General features: G+C 68.9%; 34 protein-coding genes. 11 read left to right on the forward strand and 23 right to left on the reverse strand.

The window, feature by feature from the left end; translation table 11 throughout:
- The first annotated feature begins 24 nt into the window (after positions 1-24).
- Complete coding sequence (locus ACFC06_RS14515) at positions 25-483, forward strand: SRPBCC family protein (RefSeq protein ID WP_375930277.1); 459 nt, start codon at positions 25-27, stop codon at positions 481-483.
- A 28-nt stretch (positions 484-511) separates the two neighbouring features.
- Complete coding sequence (locus ACFC06_RS14520; RefSeq protein ID WP_375930280.1) at positions 512-1,381, forward strand: 1,4-dihydroxy-2-naphthoate polyprenyltransferase; 870 nt, start codon at positions 512-514, stop codon at positions 1,379-1,381.
- A gap of 10 nt (positions 1,382-1,391) precedes the next feature.
- Here ACFC06_RS14520 and ACFC06_RS14525 read toward each other — a convergent pair whose 3' ends face one another.
- Positions 1,392-1,994 carry a TetR/AcrR family transcriptional regulator gene (locus ACFC06_RS14525; protein WP_375930283.1) on the reverse strand — a complete coding sequence of 201 codons (603 nt, stop codon included), beginning with the start codon at positions 1,992-1,994 and terminating at the stop codon, positions 1,392-1,394.
- 97 nt (positions 1,995-2,091) lie between these two features.
- Between ACFC06_RS14525 and ACFC06_RS14530 the strand changes: the two genes are divergently transcribed.
- Entirely contained in the window at positions 2,092-3,777 is a 1,686-nt protein-coding gene (locus ACFC06_RS14530) for a nitroreductase family deazaflavin-dependent oxidoreductase (RefSeq protein ID WP_375930286.1), read from the forward strand.
- Here the strand turns inward: ACFC06_RS14530 and ACFC06_RS14535 are convergent.
- From ACFC06_RS14535 to ACFC06_RS14555, 5 genes are all read right to left on the reverse strand, one after another.
- Positions 3,774-4,169 (reverse strand): phage holin family protein, encoded by a 396-nt coding sequence (locus ACFC06_RS14535; protein ID WP_278261520.1) that lies wholly within the window; start codon positions 4,167-4,169, stop codon positions 3,774-3,776. The genes ACFC06_RS14530 and ACFC06_RS14535 overlap by 4 nt on opposite strands.
- A 63-nt stretch (positions 4,170-4,232) precedes the next feature.
- Positions 4,233-4,817 (reverse strand): Clp protease N-terminal domain-containing protein, encoded by a 585-nt coding sequence (locus ACFC06_RS14540; protein WP_375930290.1) that lies wholly within the window; start codon positions 4,815-4,817, stop codon positions 4,233-4,235.
- Positions 4,817-5,038 carry a helix-turn-helix domain-containing protein gene (locus ACFC06_RS14545; protein ID WP_375930293.1) on the reverse strand — a complete coding sequence of 74 codons (222 nt, stop codon included), beginning with the start codon at positions 5,036-5,038 and terminating at the stop codon, positions 4,817-4,819. Before ACFC06_RS14545 ends, ACFC06_RS14540 begins: the two co-directional genes overlap by 1 nt.
- 80 nt (positions 5,039-5,118) lie before the next feature.
- Complete coding sequence (locus ACFC06_RS14550; RefSeq protein ID WP_375930296.1) at positions 5,119-6,204, reverse strand: PLP-dependent cysteine synthase family protein; 1,086 nt, start codon at positions 6,202-6,204, stop codon at positions 5,119-5,121.
- Positions 6,201-6,527 carry a DUF4229 domain-containing protein gene (locus ACFC06_RS14555; RefSeq protein WP_375930299.1) on the reverse strand — a complete coding sequence of 109 codons (327 nt, stop codon included), beginning with the start codon at positions 6,525-6,527 and terminating at the stop codon, positions 6,201-6,203. The genes ACFC06_RS14550 and ACFC06_RS14555 overlap by 4 nt, the downstream gene beginning before the upstream one ends.
- 164 nt (positions 6,528-6,691) lie before the next feature.
- On the opposite strand from ACFC06_RS14555, the gene ACFC06_RS14560 reads away from it, so the two are divergent.
- From ACFC06_RS14560 to ACFC06_RS14570, 3 genes are all read left to right on the forward strand, one after another.
- The gene (locus ACFC06_RS14560; protein ID WP_278261525.1) at positions 6,692-6,901 is read left to right on the forward strand and encodes a BldC family transcriptional regulator; all 210 of its coding nucleotides are present in this window, start codon (positions 6,692-6,694) and stop codon (positions 6,899-6,901) included.
- A 116-nt stretch (positions 6,902-7,017) separates the two neighbouring features.
- Positions 7,018-7,197, forward strand: coding sequence for a hypothetical protein (locus ACFC06_RS14565; protein WP_375930303.1), 180 nt, complete (start codon positions 7,018-7,020; stop codon positions 7,195-7,197).
- Between the two features lie 134 nt (positions 7,198-7,331).
- Positions 7,332-7,982 (forward strand): hypothetical protein, encoded by a 651-nt coding sequence (locus tag ACFC06_RS14570; RefSeq protein WP_375930305.1) that lies wholly within the window; start codon positions 7,332-7,334, stop codon positions 7,980-7,982.
- Positions 7,983-8,046: 64 nt separating this feature from the next.
- On the opposite strand, the gene ACFC06_RS14575 is transcribed toward ACFC06_RS14570, so the two are convergent.
- From ACFC06_RS14575 to ACFC06_RS14585, 3 genes are all read right to left on the reverse strand, one after another.
- The gene (locus ACFC06_RS14575; protein WP_375930308.1) at positions 8,047-8,484 is read right to left on the reverse strand and encodes a DUF4189 domain-containing protein; all 438 of its coding nucleotides are present in this window, start codon (positions 8,482-8,484) and stop codon (positions 8,047-8,049) included.
- A 204-nt stretch (positions 8,485-8,688) separates the two neighbouring features.
- On the reverse strand, positions 8,689-8,865 hold the full coding sequence (locus tag ACFC06_RS14580; RefSeq protein ID WP_375930311.1) for a hypothetical protein: 177 nt from the start codon (positions 8,863-8,865) through the stop codon (positions 8,689-8,691).
- 554 nt (positions 8,866-9,419) lie between these two features.
- Positions 9,420-9,839, reverse strand: coding sequence for a hypothetical protein (locus ACFC06_RS14585; RefSeq protein WP_375930314.1), 420 nt, complete (start codon positions 9,837-9,839; stop codon positions 9,420-9,422).
- A 364-nt stretch (positions 9,840-10,203) separates the two neighbouring features.
- Between ACFC06_RS14585 and ACFC06_RS14590 the strand changes: the two genes are divergently transcribed.
- Entirely contained in the window at positions 10,204-10,863 is a 660-nt protein-coding gene (locus ACFC06_RS14590; protein ID WP_375930317.1) for a hypothetical protein, read from the forward strand.
- 27 nt (positions 10,864-10,890) lie between these two features.
- On the opposite strand, the gene ACFC06_RS14595 is transcribed toward ACFC06_RS14590, so the two are convergent.
- Positions 10,891-11,169 (reverse strand): hypothetical protein, encoded by a 279-nt coding sequence (locus ACFC06_RS14595; RefSeq protein WP_375930320.1) that lies wholly within the window; start codon positions 11,167-11,169, stop codon positions 10,891-10,893.
- Between the two features lie 387 nt (positions 11,170-11,556).
- Here ACFC06_RS14595 and ACFC06_RS14600 point away from each other — a divergent pair, with 387 nt between their 5' ends.
- The gene (locus ACFC06_RS14600; RefSeq protein ID WP_375930323.1) at positions 11,557-12,081 is read left to right on the forward strand and encodes a hypothetical protein; all 525 of its coding nucleotides are present in this window, start codon (positions 11,557-11,559) and stop codon (positions 12,079-12,081) included.
- Positions 12,082-12,130: 49 nt separating this feature from the next.
- Positions 12,131-12,679 carry a hypothetical protein gene (locus ACFC06_RS14605; RefSeq protein WP_375930326.1) on the forward strand — a complete coding sequence of 183 codons (549 nt, stop codon included), beginning with the start codon at positions 12,131-12,133 and terminating at the stop codon, positions 12,677-12,679.
- 43 nt (positions 12,680-12,722) lie between these two features.
- On the opposite strand, the gene ccsB is transcribed toward ACFC06_RS14605, so the two are convergent.
- Genes ccsB through hemL form a run of 7 tightly spaced genes read right to left on the reverse strand, consistent with a single transcriptional unit; the run spans position 12,723 to position 19,067 of the window.
- Positions 12,723-13,688, reverse strand: a complete 966-nt coding sequence (gene ccsB / locus ACFC06_RS14610) for a c-type cytochrome biogenesis protein CcsB (RefSeq protein ID WP_375930329.1) — start codon at positions 13,686-13,688, stop codon at positions 12,723-12,725.
- Positions 13,688-15,316: a cytochrome c biogenesis protein ResB gene (locus ACFC06_RS14615; RefSeq protein ID WP_375930332.1), complete on the reverse strand. Its 1,629-nt coding sequence runs from the start codon at positions 15,314-15,316 to the stop codon at positions 13,688-13,690. Before ACFC06_RS14615 ends, ccsB begins: the two co-directional genes overlap by 1 nt.
- Positions 15,316-16,128 carry a cytochrome c biogenesis CcdA family protein gene (locus ACFC06_RS14620; RefSeq protein WP_375930335.1) on the reverse strand — a complete coding sequence of 271 codons (813 nt, stop codon included), beginning with the start codon at positions 16,126-16,128 and terminating at the stop codon, positions 15,316-15,318. The genes ACFC06_RS14615 and ACFC06_RS14620 overlap by 1 nt, the downstream gene beginning before the upstream one ends.
- The gene (locus ACFC06_RS14625) at positions 16,128-16,295 is read right to left on the reverse strand and encodes a hypothetical protein (protein WP_375930339.1); all 168 of its coding nucleotides are present in this window, start codon (positions 16,293-16,295) and stop codon (positions 16,128-16,130) included. Before ACFC06_RS14625 ends, ACFC06_RS14620 begins: the two co-directional genes overlap by 1 nt.
- Before the next feature lie 56 nt (positions 16,296-16,351).
- Positions 16,352-16,990, reverse strand: coding sequence for a TlpA disulfide reductase family protein (locus ACFC06_RS14630; protein ID WP_375930342.1), 639 nt, complete (start codon positions 16,988-16,990; stop codon positions 16,352-16,354).
- On the reverse strand, positions 16,987-17,724 hold the full coding sequence (locus ACFC06_RS14635) for a histidine phosphatase family protein (protein WP_375930345.1): 738 nt from the start codon (positions 17,722-17,724) through the stop codon (positions 16,987-16,989). The genes ACFC06_RS14630 and ACFC06_RS14635 overlap by 4 nt, the downstream gene beginning before the upstream one ends.
- Complete coding sequence (gene hemL / locus ACFC06_RS14640; RefSeq protein WP_375930348.1) at positions 17,721-19,067, reverse strand: glutamate-1-semialdehyde 2,1-aminomutase; 1,347 nt, start codon at positions 19,065-19,067, stop codon at positions 17,721-17,723. The genes ACFC06_RS14635 and hemL overlap by 4 nt, the downstream gene beginning before the upstream one ends.
- A gap of 208 nt (positions 19,068-19,275) precedes the next feature.
- Here hemL and ACFC06_RS14645 point away from each other — a divergent pair, with 208 nt between their 5' ends.
- Positions 19,276-19,662, forward strand: a complete 387-nt coding sequence (locus ACFC06_RS14645) for a hypothetical protein (protein ID WP_375930351.1) — start codon at positions 19,276-19,278, stop codon at positions 19,660-19,662.
- On the opposite strand, the gene ACFC06_RS14650 is transcribed toward ACFC06_RS14645, so the two are convergent.
- The 6 genes from ACFC06_RS14650 to ACFC06_RS14675 form a co-directional block, all read right to left on the reverse strand.
- A complete protein-coding gene (locus ACFC06_RS14650; protein ID WP_375930354.1) occupies positions 19,659-19,874 on the reverse strand; it encodes a hypothetical protein in 216 nt (71 codons plus the stop codon). The genes ACFC06_RS14645 and ACFC06_RS14650 overlap by 4 nt on opposite strands.
- 56 nt (positions 19,875-19,930) lie before the next feature.
- Positions 19,931-20,203 carry a hypothetical protein gene (locus ACFC06_RS14655; RefSeq protein WP_375930357.1) on the reverse strand — a complete coding sequence of 91 codons (273 nt, stop codon included), beginning with the start codon at positions 20,201-20,203 and terminating at the stop codon, positions 19,931-19,933.
- Positions 20,200-20,637 carry a hypothetical protein gene (locus ACFC06_RS14660; protein WP_375930360.1) on the reverse strand — a complete coding sequence of 146 codons (438 nt, stop codon included), beginning with the start codon at positions 20,635-20,637 and terminating at the stop codon, positions 20,200-20,202. Before ACFC06_RS14660 ends, ACFC06_RS14655 begins: the two co-directional genes overlap by 4 nt.
- Positions 20,638-20,870: 233 nt before the next feature.
- Complete coding sequence (locus ACFC06_RS14665) at positions 20,871-21,347, reverse strand: hypothetical protein (RefSeq protein ID WP_375930363.1); 477 nt, start codon at positions 21,345-21,347, stop codon at positions 20,871-20,873.
- 32 nt (positions 21,348-21,379) lie between these two features.
- Complete coding sequence (hemB, locus tag ACFC06_RS14670; RefSeq protein ID WP_375930366.1) at positions 21,380-22,357, reverse strand: porphobilinogen synthase; 978 nt, start codon at positions 22,355-22,357, stop codon at positions 21,380-21,382.
- 42 nt (positions 22,358-22,399) lie between these two features.
- Positions 22,400-23,578, reverse strand: coding sequence for a serine hydrolase domain-containing protein (locus ACFC06_RS14675; RefSeq protein WP_375930369.1), 1,179 nt, complete (start codon positions 23,576-23,578; stop codon positions 22,400-22,402).
- Between the two features lie 238 nt (positions 23,579-23,816).
- On the opposite strand from ACFC06_RS14675, the gene ACFC06_RS14680 reads away from it, so the two are divergent.
- On the forward strand, positions 23,817-24,098 hold the full coding sequence (locus tag ACFC06_RS14680; RefSeq protein ID WP_375930372.1) for a hypothetical protein: 282 nt from the start codon (positions 23,817-23,819) through the stop codon (positions 24,096-24,098).
- Positions 24,099-24,142 lie beyond the last annotated feature (44 nt).

Here is a 24,142-nt window from a genome sequence, read left to right on the forward strand (position 1 = left end):
CCACCCCGGCCTACGCTGACGTCCATGGGCGACTTCGAGGTGATCCGGCGCACGAGCATCGCCGCCGAACCGGCACGTATCCGCGGCTACATCGACAACTTCCACCAGTGGCTGCTCTGGTCACCGTGGGAAGACGCCGACCCGCAACTGGCCCGCACCTACACCGGGCCGGAGTCCGGGGTCGGCGCCCGCTACGCCTGGCGCGGCAACCGCAAGGCGGGCGCGGGCACCATGGAGATCAAGGCCGAGGCCGAACGCGAGATCGGCATCGAGCTCACCTTCGAGAAACCGTTCAAGGCCACCAACTTCGTCACCTTCACCCTGGCACCCAGCGGCGCGAACACCGAGGTCACCTGGACGATGACCGGCACCCACTCCGGCCTGATGGGCGTGCTGGGCAAGGTGTTCCCGATCGACAACATGATCGGCAAGGATTTCGACAAGGGCCTGGCCCGGCTCAAGACCCTCGCCGAATCCGCCTAGCTTCCGGCACGCGGCTAGGCTTCGAACCATGGCTACAGCAGCGCAATGGATCGAGGGCGCCCGGCCGCGGACGCTGCCCAACGCGATCGCGCCGGTCCTGGCGGGCACCGGTGCCGCCGCGTCGATCGACGGGGCCGTCTGGTGGAAAGCGATACTGGCCCTGGTCGTTTCGCTGGCCCTGATCGTGGGTGTGAACTACGCCAACGACTACTCCGACGGCATCCGCGGCACCGACGACGTGCGCGTCGGCCCGCTGCGGCTGGTCGGCTCGAAGCTGGCCTCCCCCACCGCCGTCCGCACCGCCGCCGTCCTCAGCCTGGCCCTCGGCGCGGTCGCGGGCCTGGTCCTGGCGGTGACGACGGCCTGGTGGCTGGTGCTGATCGGCGCGCTGTGCCTGGCCGGCGCCTGGTTCTACACCGGCGGCAGCAAGCCCTACGGCTACAGCGGTTTCGGTGAGATCGCGGTGTTCGTGTTCTTCGGCCTGATCGCGGTGCTGGGCACCCAGTACGTGCAGGCGCTGCGGGTCGACTGGGTCGGGCTGCTGCTGGCCATCGGTGTGGGTGCGTTCTCCAGCGCGGTCCTGGTGGCCAACAACCTGCGCGACATCCCCACCGACACCGAATCCGGGAAGGTCACCCTCGCGGTGAAACTCGGCGACGCCCGCACCCGCACGCTGCACCTGATCCTGCTGGCCGTGCCGTTCGTCCTGAGCGTCGTCCTGGTGGCCCGCACCCCGTGGGCCCTGGTCGGCCTGCTGGCCGCCCCGCTGGCCGTGCGCGCCAACGCCCCGGTCCGCACCGGCAAGAACGGCTTGGAACTGATCCCGGCTCTCCGCGATTCGGGGCTCGCGCTGCTGGCCTGGTCGGCACTGAGCGCGCTGGCCGTCGGCCTGGGCTGAGCCCGGCGGATCAGGCCGACAGCGGCCTGTCGGGCCCGACGACCGGCCGCTGCGACGGGACATGCGCCCGGATCAGCTCGGCCAGATGACGCCCCGTGCGGTCCAGCGGCTCGGCGCTGCGCTGGGCCAGTGACATCACCACCGCGCCCTCGATGGCCGCGATCACCGTCGTCGCCAGTGACAGCGCGGTCTCCGGCGCGACCTGTTCGGCCCGCAGCCGGGCGGCCAGCGCCTGCTCCCAGTCGTCGAACGCCGCCCCCGCCGCATCGGCCGCGTCGGGTGCCTCCGAACGTCCCAGCGCCGCGGCCACGATCGGGCAGCCCGCGAGGAAATCGCTGGATTCCACGACCTTCTTCCACGCCTCGGTGAACGAGGCGATGCTCGCCTCGGGATCGGATCGGCGGCCGAAGGTCTCGATCACCCCGGTCATCGCGCACCCGGCCACCCGGGTGGCCTCGGTGATCAGCTCGGATTTGCCGCCGGGGAAGTTCAGGTAGACCGTCCGGCGGGAGATCCCGCTGTGGTCGAGCAGCCGGGTGACACCGGTCCCGGCCACGCCGTAGCGGCGTACCAGGTCGATCGCACTCTGCACGAGTCCGTCACGCGCTGCCATCGGGCGTCCTTCCGTTCGGTCCATTGAAGTATACCGATCGGTGTACTACCGTCGGCCGAGTACACCGATCGGTGTACTTCGATCGGAGGAGTCGACGATGACAGCCCTGAGCGACCCGCTCGCCCTGCCCTGCGGCCAGGTGCTGCCCAACCGGTTGATGAAGGCCGCGCTCAGCGAGGGCCTCGGCACCGCGGACTTCGGTCCCGACGAGCGCCTCGACCGGCTCTACCGCCGCTGGGGCACGGGTGGCTTCGGCCTGATCGTCACCGGCAATGTGATGGTCGACCGCACCCAGCTGGGCGAACCGGGCAATGTCGTCGTCGAGGACGAACGCCATCTCGGCGCCCTGCACCGCTGGGCCGAGACCGCCAAGGCGGGCGGCTCCCGGGTCTGGATGCAGATCAATCACCCCGGCCGCCAGGCCAACCCGCTCGCCTCCAAGGCCCAGCCGGTCGCACCGTCGGCCATCGCGCTCGACATCCCCGGTGTCCCCGCGCCCCGCGCGCTCACCGACGCCGAGATCACCGACCTCGTGCACCGCTACGCCACCACCGCGCGCGTGGCCGAGGCCGCGGGCTTCGACGGCGTGCAGGTCCACGGCGCGCACGGCTATCTCGTCTCCCAGTTCCTCTCGCCGCTGGCCAACCAGCGCACCGACCGCTGGGGCGGTGACGCGCAGCGCCGCGCCCGCTTCGTGCTCGAGGTGGTTCGCGCGATCCGCGCCGAGGTGTCCGATTCCTTCGCGGTGGCGATCAAACTCAACTCCGCGGACTTCCAGCGCGGCGGCTTCACCGAGGACGAGTCCCGCGCGGTGATCAGCCTGCTGGCCGCCGAACGGCTGGACCTGATCGAGATCAGCGGTGGCAGTTACGAATCCCCCGCCATGATGGGCAGGCCGGTCACCCGCTCGGCGAGCACGGCCGCGCGCGAGGCGTATTTCCTCGACTACGCCCGCTCGGTGCGGGCACTGGCCGGGGCGGTGCCGCTCGCGGTCACCGGCGGATTCCGCACCAGGACGGCGATGGACGCGGCGGTCGACTCGCGCGAATGCGATGTGGTCGGTCTCGGCCGCCCGAGCACCCTCGATCCCGGCGCGGCGGGCGAGCTGCTGGGCGGGCGCACCACCCGGCTGCCCTCGCGCCAGATCTCGCTGCGCCTGCCCGCCGCGCTGACGGCCCTGGCCTCGATCAAAGCCCTCGAGGGCGCGCTCGACCTGCAATGGCACACCGACCAGTTGCACCGTCTCGGCGCGGGCGAGGACCCCGATCCCCACCGCACGCCGTGGCTCACCGCGGCGACCATGCTCCAGCGCAACGGCCTGGACGCGTTCCGCAGCAGAAGGGGTTCCACCGTGCGCGCGAAGAACCGCAAGTTCCAGATCGAACGCACCGTCGGCCGCTATGTGGGCAACCCGGCGGTGCGCGCGCTGAGCCGCATCGGCGTGCGCACCTCGTTGGCCGCCGAGCTGGAGACCACCGGCCGCAAGTCGGGTCAGCCCAGGGTGGTGCCGGTGTCGGTGTCCTTCGACGACACCGGCGCCTGGGTGATCAGCCAGCACGGCACCCGTTCGGGCTGGGCCGCCAATATCGGCGCCGACCCGAAAGTCCGGGTGCGCCAGGGCGATCGCTGGCGCACCGGGGTGGCCGAGCTGCGCCCCGGCGACGACGTGGCCGCCCGGGCCCGCGGTTTCGCCTCGAATCCGGCCTTCGCCGGCCTGACGGCGGCGACGTTCCGCGCCCTGGCCAGCGATCCGATCTCGGTGCGGATCACCTTCACCGACTAGTCGCCGTCGGGCACCAGGATGCCGAGCACCCAGTTGACCAGCGTGATGATGACACCGCCCCACAGCGCGGCCCAGAAGCCGTCGACACGCAGGCCGTAGTCGGTGATCTCGGTGATCTTGGCGGTGAGCCACAGCATGCCCGCGTTGACCACCAGCAGGAACAGCCCGAGGGTGAGGATCACGAACGGCAGGGACAGGAGTTTCACGATCGGCTTGATCACCGCGTTGACGGCCGTGAAAACCAGCGCGACGAGCACGATGACCAGGGCCTTGCCCCAGTTGCCCCACTCCTGGGACCAGTCCGGCGGCACGTAGATATCGATTTTGTCGATCCACGCGGCCGCTGCCCAGATGGCAACGGCGTTGATGACCAACCGTATTGCTAGCTGCATACCCGCCATGCTAGGCCCGGAATCGGACATCGCGGCGGGACTGACACGAACCCGGCGCCGAATTCAGGCCGCGCGGTCGAGCATGGCGCGGATGTCGGCGCGCAGCGCGGTCACCGTCTCGGGACCGCCGAGCAGCGCGGTGGTGGCCGGTTCGCCCGCACGCAGGATGCCCAGCAGCAGGTGGGGCGTGCGGATTTCGCGGTCGCGGTGGTGAATCGCCTCGCGCAGTGACAGTTCCAGCGACTTCTTGGCCTCGGTGGTGAACGGGATGTGCCCCCAGTTGCCGCCCCCGAGCAACCGGCCCAGGACGCCGCGCCGGGGTTCGGGTTCGGCGCGGTCCCAGGCGTCGGGGCCGAAGTTCTCGGCGACGCTGGCCTGCACGGCGTCGAGGTCGATCCCGATCGAGCGCAGCGCCTCGGCGTCGTCGGCGCCCAGCGGTGTCTCGTCCGACCGGGCGGCCAGCGCGGCGCGCACGCCGTCGGCGGTGATGTCGCGGGCGGTGAGGACCGCGGCCAGGTCGGGTTCGGCGTGGGTGAGCACGCCGAGCAGCAGGTGCTCGGGCCTGATCCGGGAGGCCCCGAGTTCCTTCGCGTCCTCCTGGGCCACCACCACGGCCACCCGGGCGTGCTTGCTGAATCTCTCGAACATCAGCGGGTTCCGCCTCTCCGGTTGTGTTTCTGATGCACGGCCTGCTTGCTCACCTCGAGTGCCTCGGCGATGGCCTGCCAGGACCAGCCGTTGGCTCTGGCATTGGCCACCTGGATGGTCTCGAGCCGGTCGGCCAGCCTGCGCAGGGCGAGGACCGCGCGCAGGCCGACCGCGGGATCGGGATTTCCGGCCGCGGCGGCGAGGGTTGTTGCGTCCGTCATGGTGTCAATTTTGATTGACGATACTGGCGATGTCAACGAAAATTGACATCGCCGAGAGCGAACGGGTCGGGCGGGAGAAGTCAGCCGTTCCAGCGGCCGGACGCGGTGAACTCGTCGAGGATCGCGGTCGGGCCGGCGAGATCCAGCCCCTGACCGGCCACCCAGGCGTCGTCGAAGTAGGTTCCGGCGTAGCGGTCGCCACCGTCGCACAGCAGCGTCACCACGCTGCCGCTGCGGCCCTCGGCCAGCAGGTCGGCGATCAGCGCGAAGGCGCCCCACAGATTCGTGCCGGTCGAACCGCCGACCCGGCGCCCCAACGAGGTGCTGGCGTGGCGGGCGGTGGCGATCGAGGCCGCGTCGGGCACCAGGATCATCCGGTCGACCACCTGGCCGATGAACGAGGGCTCCACCCGCGGCCTGCCGATGCCCTCGATCCGCGACGGCATGCCCGTCTCGTACCCGGCGTCACCGGTCTCGTACCCGCCGAAGAAGGCCGAATGCTCCGGGTCGACCACGGCCAGCTTGGTCGCGTGCCTGCGATAGCGCAGGTAGCGCCCGATGGTGGCGCTGGTGCCGCCGGTGCCCGCGCCGACCACGATCCACTCCGGCACCGGATGCGTCTCCAGCGCCAGCTGCTCGAAGATGGATTCGGCGATGTTGTTGTTGCCACGCCAGTCGGTGGCCCGCTCGGCATGGGTGAACTGGTCCATGAAATGCCCACCGGACTCCTCGGCCAGCCGCTTGGCCTCGGTGTACATCTCCGGCGGCCGCTGCACGAAATGACAGCGCCCACCCTGGGCCTCGATCAGCGCGATCTTCTGCGGCGAGGTCGACGCGGGCATCACCGCCACGAAATCCAGGCCGAGCAGCTTGGCGAAATACGCCTCACTGACCGCCGTCGACCCCGACGACGCCTCGACCACCGTGGTCCCCTCGCCCACCCAGCCGTTGCAGATGGCGTAGAGGAACAGCGAGCGCGCCAGCCGGTGCTTGAGGCTGCCGGTGATGTGGGTCGACTCGTCCTTGAGGTAGAGCTGCACCGGCCAGTCGCCGGGCAGCGGGTAGCGCAGCAGATGGGTGTCGGCCGAGCGCTGGGCATCGGCGTCGATCAGCCGGACGGCGTTGTCGACCCAGGCCCGCGGGGCGCTGTGGTCGACGACCTTCACGCGGCCGACCCGTCGTCGTCACCCCGCAAGCGGGCCCGCAGTTGCGCCTTGTCCTGCCGACGGCGCTCGTCGACGATCGCGATGTCGGCGTTGACCTTGGTCCGCAGCGACTTGAACAGGGTGAGCGAAAGCGGCATCGCGACCAGCAGAGCGAACAGCGCGGCGACGATGATCGGGATATCGACCCCGATCAGCGCGGCGACGCCGATAATGAGCGCGGCGATCACCACCACCAGGCCGAGGCGGGCCAGCGTGTAGAGGGCCAGATTGCGGAAAAGCCGCTTTCCCGCGCCCGAACCTTGCTGACCGGTTGCTTCACTCACGCCAACAGCCTAACCCCGCGGCCGGACCGCTCGGCGCAGCCCCGTTCGCGGCTTTTGTCTATTACTTCCCCTTTACCAACAGTAGGTGGTTCGACTAGGTGGGGGTCGCAGTGCGACGATGACGCCATCTGATGAGGGAACTGTCGAGAACGGAGAGGTTAGCTATGACTGCGATCACCGTCGGCGGCCAGGACACTCTGCTGACACCAGGCCAAGTGGCCGCCATGTTCCACGTAGACCCGAAGACCGTCACACGGTGGGCTCATGCGGGCAGGCTCGGTTCGCTGCGCACGCCGGGCGGACATCGCCGCTTCCGCGAGTCCGAAGTGTTGCAGTTGCTCAGGTCGCTCACCACCGAGGCAGCCCCGCGCTGACCCCACACCGGCGGCGCGAGCCTGTCCCGGGCTCGCGTTTGCCGGATATTTCCCTTCCGTTGCGGATGTGCACACGGCGCGGACACGGCTACCCTCGATAGCAGGAGGTGAGCGACGTGACGTACCTGTTGGCACTCATCGCGATCGTGGCCGTGGCGGTGCTGTGCTGGAAGGCGTTCGGCCCCGAAAAGCCCCATCCCGGCTCCACCCGCCGCCAGGTGCTCGGCCCCGACGACGACCCGGAGTTCCTCTGGCGCCTCGGCAAGCAGCACCGCGACGATTCCGGCGATCTCTGACACCGGCGTGCTCCGGCCCACACCGTGATCCGGCTCGGCATGATACCGGCCAGTCGGGATGAAACACGCCATCGTGAGCTGGCACACATACCCCCGATTGCAGCGCGAAAAACCCGGGTAGATAACGTATTCCGGTGATCGATGTGCAGCAGGGTTCCATTCCGACCACTTGGCGCGCGGCCGACGGCAGCGCCGTGACGTTCACCGAGGCACGGTCGGCGTGGACTCGCGCGGCACACGAGGTGCTCGCCGCGACAGCGACCCGCTTCAACAACTTCATCGTCAACACCGAGCTCGCGGAACTGGTCCAGGAAGAGTCCGGGATCCGCACCCAGGTGAAGTGGCAGCACTGGCTGCCCGTCGTGCTCGACCGCGTCGCCGAGCACTGTCACAAGAACAACGAACCGCCGCTGAGCGCCCTGTGCGTGCGCCGCAACCAGACCGTCGGCACCGGCTACCGCTACATCCTCGAACTCGCGGGCCTGCCCATCCCCGACGACCTCGAGATGCACGCCGCCGCCGCCCGCTGGCAGTGCTACCAGCACTACGCCACCGACCTCCCCGCCGACGGCGGCCTGCCCACCCTCCCCCCGAAGGTCGCCGCCGTCCGCCAGCGCACCTCCCAGGACCTGGCCGCCACCGAAGCCGCCGAGGCCGTCGAAGCCAAGCGCACCGCCACCTCCCGCCGCAGCGTCACCATCCCCAAGCCCGAACCCGTCCGCAAGCCGGTCTGCCTGACCTGCCACGTGGAACTCCCCGCCAACAAGATCTGCTACTACTGCTGATCCCCGACGATCACCGAAGGCCCGGCCGCTCCCCCGAGCGCCGGGCCTTCGTCACATCATCTGGTCAGCTCGCGCCGGCGGTGCAGACCACTTCGCTGATCTCGGTATCCGACTTGTCCGCGGAACCGACATTGGCCAGCATCGCGGGCGGATGGTATCGAGCCAGACTGGTGTATGCCCCGAACAGCGCGGCCGAACTGTTGAATCCCGCCCCACTCCCGACGGCGCCATCGGTGTAGACGAGCGCACCACAGCCGTCCTGCCAGTCGACCACGACGACGCAGTCGGAGATTCCACCGAACCCGCACCAGGCCAGCGCCTCATCGATGGCCGCCGCGCGACTCGGCGCGTCGACGCTGGTCCCGTAACTCCAGTTCTCGACACTGAACGCGATCGCACCGTGCAGTCCACCAGCCGCGTCCGCCGTACCGGCACCGATCACCGACCCGGCCGCAAGGCCCACCGCCGCAACCGCGACAACAGCCTTACCCATGAAACTCATCAAGCACTTTTCCTTTATGAACACCTGTGAACATGAACCCGAGAATCATGGCCAAGCCCTGTCCGTTCTGCCCAATTCCCCGGAGAGAGTCACACCCCCCACCCGCAGCTATCACCCATCGAACTGTCCTCCTTCCCCCGGCTCGACAATCCGTCATGGCCGCACCTCGCGATGCAATGTCCACGACCCCAAGGGAATTCGCCCTCAACCCGCCGACCGGATATCCACAGTCATCCCCACCGCCCGCAACGAAATCGCCAACACCTCCACCTCGACCCGAGTCCCCTCGACGCCCTCACCGCACAGCTCCTCAGCCATCACACGGGCCTCCACCAGCGACAACACCCTGCTCTTCCGAAGCGCCCCCATCACCACAGACATGGCGCCACCCCCGAAAACCCGAAGAGTCGACGTGCCGTTCGCAGCGATGATTGCCGCCCGCATGCCATCCAACGGCGCCGGATAACCACATTCACTCCACCGACACCCACACCCCGAACAGTCACCCTCGACATCCCATTGATGCACTCCTGCCGCAAGAACCTCGAAGACCGTGCCTCCGGCTCGCTGTCCACACCCGATGCACGCCGTCTGATACGGCGCGGACTCGAGCACAGTATTCATGCGATATCGCCGGCCCGAACGAGAAACCGAACTTGCCCGGTGGTCGACTCCGACCACCGGAGATCGATGACAGTTCGCCCGGAGTCGAGGTGCTCGACCACGACCACATCCACCGAACACGAAACCGGATAGATGGAATCCGGCCGCGGCGGATCATCGTCGGCACCGAAGAAGACCGGCACCTTGTCGACGATGGAATGCACCCCGCCATCGGCGTCGCCGAACCGAACTTCGATGACTCCCCCAGCAGTGCTGTCCTCACACACCCACCGAACAACCGTTCCTCGCAACGCTGGCACGTCGATATTGTCCTACGATCGTGCCGTTCGACCGGCTTCCAGCGCGATGCCGATCGCTGCTGTTGCCGTTGCCGCCAGCGCACAGAATGTCATGGGGAAATAGAGCCAGGACAAGCCCGTCAGCATGGACCCGGTCTCCGCCCAGGCAGCGAGGGAAGAAAGCGATTCACCGAGCGCGATGCCCGCCGCGGCGAGGGTGAGTCCCCGAAGAGCCGGTACGCGCGAGGTGATTCCCAGCAGAGCCAGGGCGGACGCGGCTACAGAAACGGCGACTATGAGCCCGGCCGCGATCTCGTAGAGGGTGAATCTGCCGAACGTGTAGTCGGTTTCGACGAGGACGGCCCACGCCCGGACCACCCAGAGCATCATGGCAGCGACCAGCAAGAACACCGCTGCAATGCGGTCGAACGTCCTTCCTTGCCGCAGATCCACAGGCGGCGATCCAAACGGCTCATACACCTGGAACCCGGCGGAATGGCTGAGCTCTCGCTGCGGTCCACTGTCTGGAAACGATTGGGCAAAATCAGGATCCCGGTACTGACTCGGAACTTCCACGAACCTTGGCCCTTCCCTGGACCGCCGACCGACTGCCCACCTACACGCTATGGTGCGCAAACACTAGGCGAATCCACATCGGCCGTTGCCTGCGGGTCCTGGGGACGTTGAGTTCACGGGCACTGCCATGTCCAGATCCAGAGTCGCCACCAGCATCAGGATGCGTCGACGGTCTTGCACGGGCGAGGTCGCGCGAAGGTGGGAACACGGTTGACCGGCCGTAACTGGCATCGTCTCGGATATGGGTATCTGGACAGATCAATTCCTGGCCCCGCCCGAGGCGTTTCTGCCGGATGCGGCGGAGTTCGCCGAGTTGGCGGCTGGCATGATTCGCGACCAGGTGGCGTGCGCGCCCTGGACCTTGGTCGCCGGTGAGTTGTCCGCCAATGCCGAACTGCCCTATGTCGGGATTCTCGGCGGTATCCGCTGGAGTATCCGCGACGGCTCAGTGACCGTCGGGGGCGAACAGCGCACCGAACCCGCAGATCGGGCCGACGAACAGGCGCCGCCGCCCTGGGGCCAGGCTCTCGAAGTAGGCCGCGTGCTGGCGACCGGGAGCGATCCCACGGATATCGGGCCCGCCCTCGCCGCCGCACCCTATGGACAAATGGATATCGCCATCGTCTTCGACCAGCTCGACTTCGGCAATCCCGCGGTGCTGGACCATTTCTGGCGCGAAGACAGCCGAATCCAGCTGACTTGCTTCGCACTTGCCCGCCCGCAGCATCGACCGTTGTCGGCCGATACGCTCGCAGATCCGGATAGCGGGCCACTGCACCCGGTCCAGACGTTCGTGTCGGTCGGCTACAAGCTGGGCGACAGCACGCCGTGCCCGGCGATCGCAACTGCGGTGGCGCGAGTCCTGGGACCAGACCTCGTGGAAGGTCGGACGATCAGTTGAGACACACGTTTCTGCGCACACCCGAGATCACCATGTTGATGGTGGACACGTCCCGAAGCTGTCGGCAGGATCGATCGGCCGCTGGTGACCGTGCTCGAGTTCAGCTCCTGACTGGTCGCGCATCCGCAGCCCCATGTCGGAAGAGCCGACCCAGACCTCGTAGCACCCCCCGTGGAACGTCACATCGAAATGGGGGCCACCCATCATCTTCTCGTCATGGTCGGCATCGTCGTAGCCGATTGTGAACTCGTCCCCAGGACGCATCCAGTAGTCCTCGCCCCATGGCTCGATGCGAACCTGCAGCACCGTCCTGCTCCCATTTCCCAACCTGATCGCCGCCACGAAGCCAAGCCTACGAGACCGCCTGGTTCGTTCAGCAACGTCGTCGCGGGAGCATTTCGCCGCGGTGGTGGATGAGGATATGACCGGCGTAGCTGTGCAGGCCCGAGATCACGGGCGGGCTGGAATTGACTCTTTGTGCCGGACCTGAGAATTCCGGGGCGCAACGCTGTCTGATACGTCACCGCTGGGAAGCGCTGCGTACGCACTGCATACCAAGGTGGCGGGACTGACACCGCGGATGGCCTGGTCTGGCTTGACCTGCGCATGGACGGTGGCCGGCTTGGCCCTCGACCATCCATTCATGCCGACTATCGAAAGTCGGCCTGTATCTCGCGGCGGTAGTGTCGGTCCATGTCTACGTTGCTGGCCGTCATCAGGGAACACGACGATGCGTCCGAGTTCCTGAACTGGCCTGGAGACTTCGATCTCGATCGGTCGGACCATGCCGAGGACGTGCATCTCGCTTCAGGCGCGCAGCTCCAGGGGTTCGCTGGGGACGGGGCCGGGGGTACATACTTCTTTTGCGGCGAAGGCGGCGAGGAACGACCGATCATGTACGCCGACTCCGAAGGCTCTGCTGGTCTGGTGGCGATCGGCGTACCGGAGTTGTTAAGGCTCTTGCTCGTTGCGCCTTGGTGGCGCGACTGCCCGGCGCTCACCCTGGACGAGAGTCGCAAAGCGTCAGCAGAATACTTGCGCGACCTTCCGGATCTGTTCGATCGCCGCGATCGAGCCGCCGTATCGCTCGGACTGGAACTTCCCTCTGAATCAGAAGTCCTGGAACAACTTCGGCAGACGACTACACAGGCCAGCGAGGACTACATTCTCATCTTCACGCCCGAAGGAACACGCTGCGAACCGTTGTTCGAGCTGTGAACCGATCGCGTGACGACCAACCGATAGCGCTCTACATAAGCTAGTTGGGGTGTGGCCTTTCGTCGATGAACGTTCCTTCTGGATCTGGGCGGCCGACCCCTATGCGGAGTTGGCCGACCAGGATGAAGACATCCTGTTGCACGACCCTGCGGGGTTGACATTCCTGCTCGATGCTGCCGAGGAATCCTCGTGCCCCAAACAGCGTTACTGCGCCAACGTCCTGCGCGACTACTCCCGCCGGATCGTGGGCTGGCAACTCTCGGACGCCTATTCGGCGTTGGACGCTGCCGCCGCCCGAGCGTCGACGAGCCATGATGCGTGGGTGCGACGCTGGGCCGAATATGTAGCCCGGTTGTTCTCGTACCTCAGCGATGTGGGTCCGGTGAACCGTGCCCGCGCCGAACAGATGGCAGCGGATCTGCTGATCGGTCCCGCCGAACGCTTGAACGTGCGAGTTGCTCCCGGCGGAAAGTACTGGCAATGCGCCGAACCCGACAGCTACCCGACGTACCTCTATATCGACCGCAGAACGGGTGCATATCGGATGACATGCTCGGCACCGACGACCGACATCATCCTGGCGTCCGCATCGGAGTAGGCCATCTCAGAGAGACGGAGATACCCGAAGCGCAGGTAGTCGTTCAGTTCAGTCCGGCGTAGCTGTGCAACCCGCTGATCACCATGTTGATGATGAACAGGTTGAACAGCATCGCCACGAAGCCGGCGATGTTGATCCAGGCGGCCTTGGTGTCTCGCCAGCCGGAGGTGGCTCGGGCGTGGAGGTAGGCGGCGTAGAGGACCCAGGCGATGAAGGAGCAGGTTTCTTTGGGGTCCCAGCCCCAGAAGCGGCCCCAGGCGGCTTCGGCCCAGATGGCGCCGAGGATGACGCCCGCGCCGAAGAGGGGGAAGCCGATGATGGTGGTTTTGTAGGCGAGCTGGTCGAGGGTGCGGGCGTCGGGGAGGCGGCGGGCGATGGTGCCGAGGATGTTGTTCGACTCCTCGCCCGCGGGCTGGCGCATGCGGTACAGGTACAGCAGGCTGGCTACGCCGGAGACCAGGAACACGCCGCTGCCGATGCTGACGATGGTGACGTGGATGGGCAGCCAGAACGAGCGCAGCGCGGGGACCACGGGGGCGGCGTCGGCGTAGAGGACGGTGCCCGCCAGGAACATCAGGATCAGCACGGGGACCAGCAGGAACGCCCACATGGCCCGGTAGCGCTGGTCGCGCAGGAAGTACAGGCCGATCACCACGGCGGCCGCGGTGGCCATGGTGGTGAACTCGTACATGTTGCCCAGCGGGAAGCGGTGGGTGGCGAATCCGCGCAGCACGATCGAGCCCACGTGCAGTGCGGCGCCGACGATCAGCACGGCGAAGGCCATGTTGCCGAGGCGTTCGCTGAGCGGTTTGACCGGGGGCGCCTCGATCCGGCCGGGCAGGGCGGGATCGGCGGGGGCGCCGACGGTGACCAGTTCGCGGGCGGCGACCTGCTTGGCGCGCGCCGAGGCGTACTGCACGATCAGCAGAACCGTGGCCAGGGCGTAGATGGCCATGGCCGACATGAAGGCGAAATCGCTGTACCGCGCCAGCGTCTCGTCGATCCGCATCAGTTCTCCGCTCCCAGCAGCCGTGCCCGCAGTCGATCGAATTCGCCGCCCCAGCCCGCTTGATCGCTTCTGGCCAGGCCGCCCATCTCTACTACGGTGCGTCGTTGGTCCACGGTACCCGTACCGCTCTCGGCGGGGTAGGCCCGGACCCAGATCCGGCGCCGCTTCACCAACAGCGACACCAGCAGTCCGGCCATCATGGTCAGCGCGCTGATCAGCACCCACTGCTGGGCGGGATCGTGCGAGACCTGCAGGTTGACGAACTCCTCGGCCCCGTCGAAGCTCACCTTGGTGCCGTTGGGCAGGGTGGTCGACTCCCCCGGACGCAGGTTGACCCTGGCCTCCTTGGTGAGCCGGCCCTGCTTGATCATCTCCGGGTCCAGCGCGAACAGCGACTGCGAGCGGCCGGTGTCCAGGCCGGTGTTGCCGCGGTAGATGTCGACGGCGACGGCCGGATCGTCCATCCGCGGGAACGACGAGGTGAGCAGGCTGCCGTGGAAGAACGCCGTGGGCGCGAACAGGCCCTCGATGGCGATCTGGTTCTGGCGGCGCTCCTCGTCGGTGGCGTACATGCCGCCGGGCGGGTCGATGCGCAGCGCGCCGCTGGACAGGAAGGTCTGGGCGTCGTCGGGGCGCCACTGGATGGTCTCGGTGCGGGTCTGCCCGTCCGGGAAGGTGACGGTGAAGGTCGGCGCGAAACCGTGGCCCTGCAGGTAGACGCGGTCACCGGCCACGCGCAGCGGGTGGTTGACGGCGAGTTCGGTGCTGCGCCAGGTATCGGTGCTCAGGTCGGCGCCGGCCTGGTACTCGATGTTCGAGGTGAACATCTCGGCCTGGCCGGTGGGCAGGTAGTCGGCTTTGAAGTCCTTGACGCGCACGCACAGCGGGGTCATCCCGGTGCCGTCGTTGACATTGCCCGCGCGGAAGGAGTCGAACACCGCGGGCGAGGTGGTGCAGAAACCGGGACCGCTGTCGGCGATCACGATGACATTGCCCTCGTAGCCGAACAGCTTGCCCAGCGCGATCGCGACCAGCAGCCCCACCAGCGACAGGTGGAACACCAGGTTGCCGAACTCGCGCAGGTACCCCTTCTCCGCCGACAGCGTCACCTCGCCGTCGCGCTGACCGGGCCGCACCTCGGTGCGCCAGCCGCGCAACTGCTCGCGCGCCTGCTCGACGAACGCGGCGGCGTCCTCGTCGACGGTGTCGCTGCCGTGGTGCGGCAGGCGGCCCAGGTTGCGCGGCGCGGCCACCGGTGGCGTGCGCAGGGCCCGGTAGTGGTCCCAGCAGCGCGGCAGGATGCAGCCGACCAGCGAGATGAACAGCAGCACGTAGATGGCGGTGAACCAGAAACTGCCGAACACGTCGAACAGTTCGAAGCGGTCCATCCACGGACCCAGCGTCGGGCGGTCGGCGATGTACTGGTCGACCTTCTGCGCGTTGAGGCTGCGCTGGGGCAGCAGCGCGCCGGGGATGGCGGCCAGGGCCAGCAGGAACAGCAGCACCAGCGCGGTGCGCATGCTGGTCAGGCCACGCCAGGCGTTGCGGACCAGGGCCCAGGCACGGCCCGGCAGCGACTGCCTGCGGGGCGGGGAGGGGGCGGTGGGAGGAGTCAGTGTGTCAGTCATCAGATCGGGAGGGTCACCTCGGAGACGAAACCGTCGCGCACCCAGCCGACGAACTGGTCCCATGCCCCCGTGACCAGCGCGACGCCGACGGCGACGAGCAGAACACCCCCGATTACCTGGATGGTGCGCGAATTGCGCCGCAGCCAGCCCACACCACGCAGCGCGCCCGCCGAACCGAAAGCCAGCACCACGAAGGGCAGGCCCAGCCCGAGGCAGTACGCCACGATCAGCACCACACCGCGCACCGCGGTGGTGCCCTCGGTGCCCGCCGACACCGCCATCACACCCGAGAGCGTCGGGCCCAGACACGGCGTCCAGCCCAGCGCGAACACCCCGCCCAGCAGGGGCGCGCCGACGATGCTGGTGAACCGGCGCGGTTCCATCCTGGTGTCGCGCTGCAGCGCGGGCACCAGGCCGATGAACACCAGACCCATCAGGATCGTCACCACACCGCCGATGCGCTGCAGCAGCTCCCGGTTGACATTGAGGGTCTGGATCACGCCGAACACGGTGGCCGTGGCCAGCACGAACACCACCGTGAACCCGGCGACGAACAGTCCCGCCGCACCGGCCACGCGCAGCTTGGCGCTACGACGGGTCGCGGTGAGGGTGCCCGCCTGCGCGGCCGTGGCAGGCGGCGCCTCGGCACCGACCAGCCCGGCCAGATACGACAGATACCCCGGCACCAGCGGCACGACACACGGTGAAGCGAACGACACCAGGCCCGCGAGCAGGCAGGCTCCCAGCGCCAGCAGCAACGGACCCGATGCCGCGGTCTGCTGGAAGGAATCCCCGACTGCGGCGAGCACCATCACTCTGAGGTGTCTTCGTCACGCTGTTCGTCGCGCGGCAACGACAGGGTGCGCTCGGTCTCGGCCGGTTCCGACGGGCCGAAATCGAACAGGCCGGCACCGGCGACGCTGCGCGGCACGGTCGCGATGCCCGCCCAACGATCGTCAACGGTCCAGCCCGCACCCATCCTGCGGGCGCCCTGGCGGGGACGACACGCGGTCAGATTTCCGGGACGACGACGGCTCACTGCTTCTCCTCGGCGATGGTCTCGACCACGGGCTGCAGGTCTTCGGCCAAGAGCGAGCGAAGGAAGACCGCGGCGACCCGGTGCTGACGATCGAGAATCAGCGTGGTCGGAATGACACTGGTGGGAAAGTTTCCGCCGAGAGCGAGCAAGGTTCGCATCGACGGGTCGTAGATGGACGGGTATTCGATCTTGTTGTCCACCACGAAGTCCTGGGCCTTGTCGCGCTGGTGATCGCGGACGTTGATACCCAGGAACGCGACGCCCTTGTCCTTGGTCGCCGCGTAGACCTTTTCGAGTGCGGGCGATTCGGCGCGGCACGGGCCGCACCACTGCCCCCACAGATTCACGACCACGACCTGGTTCGGGAAATCGTCGACCGAGACGGTCTTCCCCTCGTTCATCAGGTCGGGCCCCGAGAGCGTGCCGATCGTCCCGCGACTGGCGGGCGGGTCGTATCTGATATCGGTTCTACCACCCGGCGACACGAATTCGAAGGTGCCGCCACCGGTTGCCACCGCATCGGTACCGGTCGAGCAGCCCGCTGCCGCGACGATCACCAGCAGCGCGGACAGCGCGACGGTCAGCACCCGCGGCCGACGGCCACGGGCGGGTCCCGATGCGGTGGTGCCGCTCATGCGCCGTGAACCGCCGGATCCGAGGCCCCGGCGGGCTCGGAGTAGACGATGTCGACGAGGGTGTCGCCGTGATAGACCAGCGAGGTGAGCGAGGCCAGCGAGCACTGCCGGTTGCGCGGGTCGTGCCACAGGCGCTGACCCTGCAGGAACCGGCGCAGCGTCCACACGGGCAGCTGATGCGAGACCAGCACGACCTCGTGCCCGGCGCCCTCGACGCGTGCCTTGTTGACCGCGGCCAGCATGCGATGGGCGATCTGCAGGTACGGTTCGCCCCAGGACGGGGTGAACGGGTCGCGCAGCTTCCACCAGTGCCGCGGCTTGCGCAGCGCGCCGTCACCGACCGACACGCGCAGGCCCTCGAAGGTGTTGCCCGCCTCGATCAGGTTCTCGTCGGTGCGCACCACCACGTCGTGGGCGGCGGCGATGGGAGCGGCGGTCTCCTGGGCGCGCTGCAACGGGGAGGCGATCACCAGGGAGATGTCGTGGTCGGCCAGCGAGCGGGCGACGGCGGCGGCCTGCGAGCGACCGGTCACCGACAGGCTGAAACCGGGCAGGCGGCCGTAGAGGATGCCGTTGGGATTGTGCACCTCGCCGTGGCGCAGCACGTGGACGATGGTCTCCACGGTCGACGCGTCGTCGTCGAGGCCGGGCGGCGCCGCGGCGGGGGCCGGATGCGGCGCCTCGGCGGCGTCGTCGGGGGTGGCGAATTCTGCGTCGGGCTGGTCGGAGCTCACGCTGTGGATCCTTCGGGGGTTGCGGCCGCGGCCGCGAGGGCGGCGGCGGGCAGAGCGGCGGCGATACGGTCGAACGCGTCCTCGTCGAGTGCCGCGGAGACGAACCACGCTTCGAACGCGCTCGGCGGCGCGTACACGCCCGCGTCGAGCAGGGCGTGGAAGAAAGCGGGGTAACGCCAGGTCTGGCTCGCCTTGGCGGCGGCGTAGTCGGTGACCGGGCGCTCGGCGAAGAACACGCTCACCATATTGCCTGCGAACTGGACCTGATGCTCGACCCCGGCCTCGGTGAGCGCTTTCGCGAACAGCGAGCCGAGCCGGTCGGCGTTGCGATCCAGCGCCGCGTACACCGTGTCGTCGGCGGCGCGCAGGGTCGCCAGACCGGCCGCGACGGCGACGGGATTCCCCGACAGGGTGCCCGCCTGGTAGACCGGGCCGAGCGGGGCGAGGTTGTTCATGATCTCGGCGCGGCCACCGAACGCGGCGGCGGGCAGGCCACCGCTCATCACCTTGCCGAAGGTGTAGAGGTCACCGGCGACGCCCTCGCGGCCGTACCAGCCCGCGGCGCTCACCCGGAAACCGGTCATGACCTCGTCCATGATGAGCAGCGCGCCGTTGTCGTGGGCGAGCGTGCGCAGGCCCTCGTTGAAGCCGGGCAGCGGCGCGACCGCGCCCATGTTGCCCGCGGCGGCCTCGGTGATCACGCACGCGATCTGCCCCGGATGCGCCTCGAAGGCGGCGGCCACGGCGGCGAGATCGTTGTAGGGCAGGACCAGGGTGTCGGCGGCCTGGGCGCCGGTCACGCCCGGCGAGGTGGGCAGGCCGAGGGTGGCCACGCCCGACCCGGCGTCGGCCAGCAGCGCGTCGACGTGGCCGTGGTAACAGCCGGAGAACTTGATGATCTTGGTGCGGCCGGTGAAGCCGCGGGCCAGGCGCACCGCGCTCATGGTGGCCTCGGTGCCGGAGTTCACCAGGCGCACCCGCTCGACCGGATCCACCCGGGCGGCGATGGCCTCGGCGAGCTCGATCTCGGCCTCGGTCGGCGCGCCGAAGGACAGGCCACCGGTGGCCGCCCGCTGCACCGCCTCGACGACGGCCGGGTGCGCGTGCCCGAGGATCATCGGACCCCACGAGCACACCAGATCGACGTACTCGTTGCCGTCCGCGTCACGCAGGGTGTAGCCGTCGGCGGAGGCGATGAAGCGCGGCGTGCCGCCGACCGAATTGAACGCGCGGACCGGCGAATTCACGCCACCCGGGATCACCGAAGCAGCCCGCTCGAAGAGCTGGGCGGACACCGGCACCTGCGAGGGGCTGGTCCTGGTCGCGCGCGGAGAAGAACTCACGGATTCCAGTGTCTCAGCTCGCCTCGGCGCGCCGGACGACAGGGTGGAGCACAGTGACCCAGACCGCAGCGACCCACCGGCGACACGCCCGACACACCGCCGTGATCCGCGCGGGAATTCGATCCGGCCGCACCGGCACGGGGCTACGCTGCGGGCTGCTCTGCCGCCCCGGGCGGCTCGTCACCAGGTTTCAGCGAGAGGGTATTCCATGCGTTTCGGCGTCACCAGCACTGCTCTCGGCACGGGCTTCGTCGCGGCCGGGGTCCTGTTCGGCGCACCGGCGGCGGGCGCGCTCGCCCCGCAGATCCAGCCCGACCGGATCGGGGTGACGCTCAGCCACGAGGAGACCGTCGCGCTCGGCGCGGGCCCGATTCCGGCGGTCACGGCGATGTTCGTGCCGCCCGATCGGATCGGCGCGGGCCTGCACAGCGACACCGCGCTCTACCGCGACGAGCGGGGCGGCGTGCACGCCACGCTGCGGCAGGTGGTGACCGAGGCCGCCGGGCATCCCGACGGCACCGTCAGCGTGTATCTCAACGCGCCCGGCACGCGCGGCGGCAGGCTGCTCGACATCTACCAGGCGTGGACCGGCTAGGTGTACATGCAGGGGATCTCGGCGGAGAGCGTGTGCAGCTGGCACATGATGCCGTTGTAGATCCCGCCGGAGCCGGTCTCGGGGGCGAAGCCGTCCGCGGCCGGTTCGGCGGACGGGGTCAGCGGCAGGCCGGGGGCGGCCTGGGCGGGCGCGGCGGCGAGGGCGAGTGCGGCGGCGGCCGTACAGATTCCGGCGGCGAGCTTGCTGGTCATCGGTGTCCTCCTCGATGTGTTCCGAACCCCAACGCACACATCGGAATTCGCTTCACTCAGTGCATCGGTTCGACCGGCCGCGGTGCTACAGAGCGCGCGGCGACCGCGCGGGCGACGGCATCGATGACCAACAGCCCGGCGACGATCACCAACCCGGTGGCGAGCACGATCAGCGGCGGCACATACCGCACCGCCTCGAAACCCGGGTGCTCGTCGGTGCCCACGAATTCGGTGGTGCGCCGGGCATTGCCCCAGCTGTAGGCCGCGCCCGCCAGGAAGATCACGGCCAGGGCCAGTTCCGTCAGCGCCGTGGCGATCCAGCGATTCATTCCCGCGATCCTGCCAGGGCGGTGGTCAGTGCGGCGCGCAGCCCGGTGTGGTCGATCGCCCAGGCCCGTACGACGGCACCGTCGGCCAGGCGCAGGCCGATGCCACGGCGGCGCCGGGGCACGCCGCTGAGCTCGCCGAGCGCGCGGGCGTCGGCGGCATCGTCGTCGTCGGCGGGCAGCACGGCCGCGATGTGGGCCACGGCCACGGATTCGGTGCCCTGCCGCAGCGTGTCGGGGGTGAGTTCGACCCGGGCGTGCGCGCGACCGGCGACCACCTGCAGGGCGGTGAAACCACCGAGCGCGACGGCGCAGAAGCCGAGGGCGAAACCGTGCAGCGTGCTGCCGGTGAGCCATTCGACGAGCAGGATGACCGCGCAGAGGGCCGGACCGTAGGCGACCGCGCGCCAGCGACCGCCGGGTTCGGAGAACAGCATCAGAGCATCGTCGCGGCGCAGCGCCGGGGCATCAGCCGACAATGCTCGGGAGCAGCACGAGCGCGATGGTGGCGACCACGAGCAGAACCATCAATCCGATGACCAAGCAATCGCGTCGCAGACTGTGGGGCTGCTGGATCACCACGCGCATCATTGCCTCCGCTCAGTGTGACCATCCTCACCATACACTGTGGCCGGTGAGCGGCCAACGACGTCCGGGGTCTACCCGGTGTTCACCGCTTGTTCAATTGGAAGTACCGCGTGGAGTCGGGGCGGAAACTCAGATACGCCGCGCCCGCGGCGAGCACGCCCTGCACGATCGCCGTCGCCCCGCTGATCATCGCGGCGGCACCGGTGACGGCGGCGATGTTGAACATCGTGGCGATCGCGCCCAGTGCCAGCCAGACGGCGGCCACCGTCAGCAGGGTGCGCGCCCAGGACTTGCCGCGCCCGAGCTGATGGGCGATGACCACCGTGACGGCGCACACGAGCAGCCCGACCACCGCTGTGAGCACGAAGGCGGCCAGGATCAGCACGTCCACGGTCGAGGCGGGCATGTTCGGGTCGGTCTTGTGCATCTCGTCGAGGAACTGCTTGCTCAGGTCACCGCGGCGGCCGTACATGGTGGCCACGCTGGCGCCGGTGTAGATCACGCCGAGGCCGGCCACGCCCCACCACAGCTGCCGTGCGGTGCCGACGTCCTCCGGCATCGGGAGGGATTCTGGTTTGTTCGGTGGAACGATCACGACAGCCAGTGTGCAGCCTCGGTCGCCCAGTAGGTGAGCACGATGTCCGCGCCCGCCCGCCGGATGCCCACCAGCGATTCCAGGATCGCGCCCCTGCGGTCGATCCAGCCGCGTTCGGCGGCGGCGGTGATCATCGCGTACTCGCCGGAGATCTGGTAGGCGGCCACCGGCACGGTCGAGCGGTCGGCGACATCGCGCAGGATGTCGAGGTAGGACATCGCGGGCTTGACCATCACGATGTCGGCGCCCTCGGCCAGGTCGAGGTCGAGTTCGCGCAGCGACTCGCGGCGGTTGGCCGGGTCCTGCTGGTAGGTGCGGCGGTCGCCTTCCAGCGAGGAGCCCACCGCCTCGCGGAACGGGCCGTAGAAGGCGGAGGCGTACTTGGCCGCGTAGGCCAGGATGGCGGTGTCGGTGTGCCCGACGGCGTCGAGGCCGCGCCGGATCGCGCCGACCTGGCCGTCCATCATGCCGCTGGTGCCGAGCAGATCGGCGCCCGCCTCGGCCTGGGCCAGCGCCATCTCGACATAGCGGTGCAGGGTGGCGTCGTTGTCGACCCCGCCGTCGGAGCCGATCACGCCGCAGTGGCCGTGGTCGGTGAATTCGTCGAGGCAGGTGTCGGCCATGACCACGGTCGAGTCGCCCACCTCCTCGGCCAGCGCGCGCAGGCCGCGGTTGAGGATGCCGCGCGGATCGCTGGCCTGGCTGCCGGTGGCGTCCTTGTCCTCGGGCAGCGGGACGCCGAACAGCATCAGCCCGCCCACGCCCGCGGCCACCGCTTCGACGGCCGCCTTGCGCAGCGAGTCCAGCGAGTGCTGGTACACCCCCGGCATCGAGCTGATCTCGCGCGGCTCGTCGATGCCGTCGGCGACGAACATCGGCAGTACGAGGTGGCGCGGCTCGAGCGTGGTCTCGGCGACGAGCCGACGCAGTGCGGGGGTCCTGCGCAACCGCCGTGGGCGGTCGAAAGCGGTCATATTCCGCAGAGTACGCCTGCGTGCCCGGCGTGGTCGCGCCGCCTAGGGCGCCTCGCCGGAGCGCGATAATTCGCCCAGGATCGACTCGAACGCAGCAAACACCGGGGTGGGTCCGGCCGAACCCCAGGTCTGGTTGGTGAGCAGGATTCCGGTCACCGGTCCGTCGTTGCTCCAGGTGGAGCCGAGACCGCCCGCCCAGCCGTAGGAACCGGCGCGCGGGCCGTCCGCCAGGTCGGTGAGCTGGACACCCATGCCGTGGCCCCAGCCCGCGCTGCCGTCGGGATTCGGGCCGCCGCGCGCGAGCTGCTCGGCGGTGAGGTGATTGGTCGTGAGCGTTGTCACGGCCCGTTCGGACAGGACCCGCACGCCGTCGAACACACCGCCGTCGCGCAACATCCGGGCGAACCGGTGATAGTCCGCGACGGTGGACACCAGCCCGTCGCCGCCGCCCTCGAAGGCCGGTGGCGCGCTCCACTGGCCGTCGACCGGATCGTGCACGACGCGCTCGCCGTCGCGTTCGGTGTAGTGCGGGCCGAACCGGTCGAGTCGTTCGGGTGGGACCCAGAAGCCGGTGTCGGTCATCCCGAGCGGGCCCAGCACGCGCTCGGCGAGGAACTCCGAGAGCGAGGTGCCCGCCGCCCGGCCGACGAGGAAGCCCAGGATCTGCGCGCCGACGTGATAGAGCCAGCGCTCCCCCGGCTGGTACTGCAACGGCAGGGTGCCGAGCCGGGCCAGCCACTCGTCGCCCGGCGGGAGTTGCGCGGGCGTCGGCGGGCCCCAGCCCAGACCGAGCTCGCTCCAGGCGGCGTCGAACGGCTTGGGCGAGAAGTCGGTGAAGTCCATGCCCCAGCCGAGCCGGAAGGTGAGCAGATCGTCGACCGTGATCGGGCGCCGTGCCACGACGGTGTCGGTGACCTCGGCGCCCGGGTGGATGAGCACCTGACGGTCGGCGAGTTCGGGGAGCAGGCGGTCGACCGGTTCGGCCGGGTCGAGCAGGCCGTCGTCGATGAGGACGGCGGCGGCCACCGCGGTGAGCGGTTTGGTCATCGAGGAGATACGGAACAGGCTGTCGGTGCGTACCGGCGCGGCACGCGCCTGGTCGAGATGACCGATCGCGCCGGTCGACACCCGGTCGCCGACGGCGACGAGCCAGGCCAGCCCGAGCAGTTCGTCGGCCTCCACATGGGCGCCGAGGCGCCGGGTGATCTCCTCCGTTGTCATCGTGTCTCCTCCCCCGTCGACTGTGCCACCGAATCCTGGTGCCACTAGAGCACAGCCCACCGACAGACTCCCGGCGCAACGCCGCGCGGGGCCGGTGGATACGATCGAATCCGACTGGAGCTCAATGGCTTCCGCGAGCGGATCACGAAACTTGTCGGACCCCCTCGGTACAATCGAAAGCGTGTTCGAGGGTTCCCGGCGATCGGGGACGGGGACCCATTCGCGACGGGAGGACGCCATGAACGCCATTGCCGCAACGTCGAAGTCCGGATTCATCGCACCGTATGTGCCGCTGGAGAAGAAGCGGCTGCCCGCGGGCAGGCCGCGCCGCTGGTACATCGCGCACAACCGCAGGCTCAAGGCCATGCGGTTGACCATCGCGCTGCTCGACAGCGGGGTGTACCTGCCCAACCAGGCCACCAACGACACCATCCGCCGCACCGCCGAACAGATCGAGCTGCGGGCGCCCTCGGACGCCACCTGCCGGCTGGTGCGCACGCTGCTGCGCTACAGCCGGTGATCTCGATACGACGAAGGCCCGCCACGATGGGCGGGCCTTCGGGT

It is taken from the genome of Nocardia sp. NPDC056064 (assembly GCF_042266925.1).
Classification (GTDB): Bacteria; Actinomycetota; Actinomycetes; order Mycobacteriales; family Mycobacteriaceae; genus Nocardia.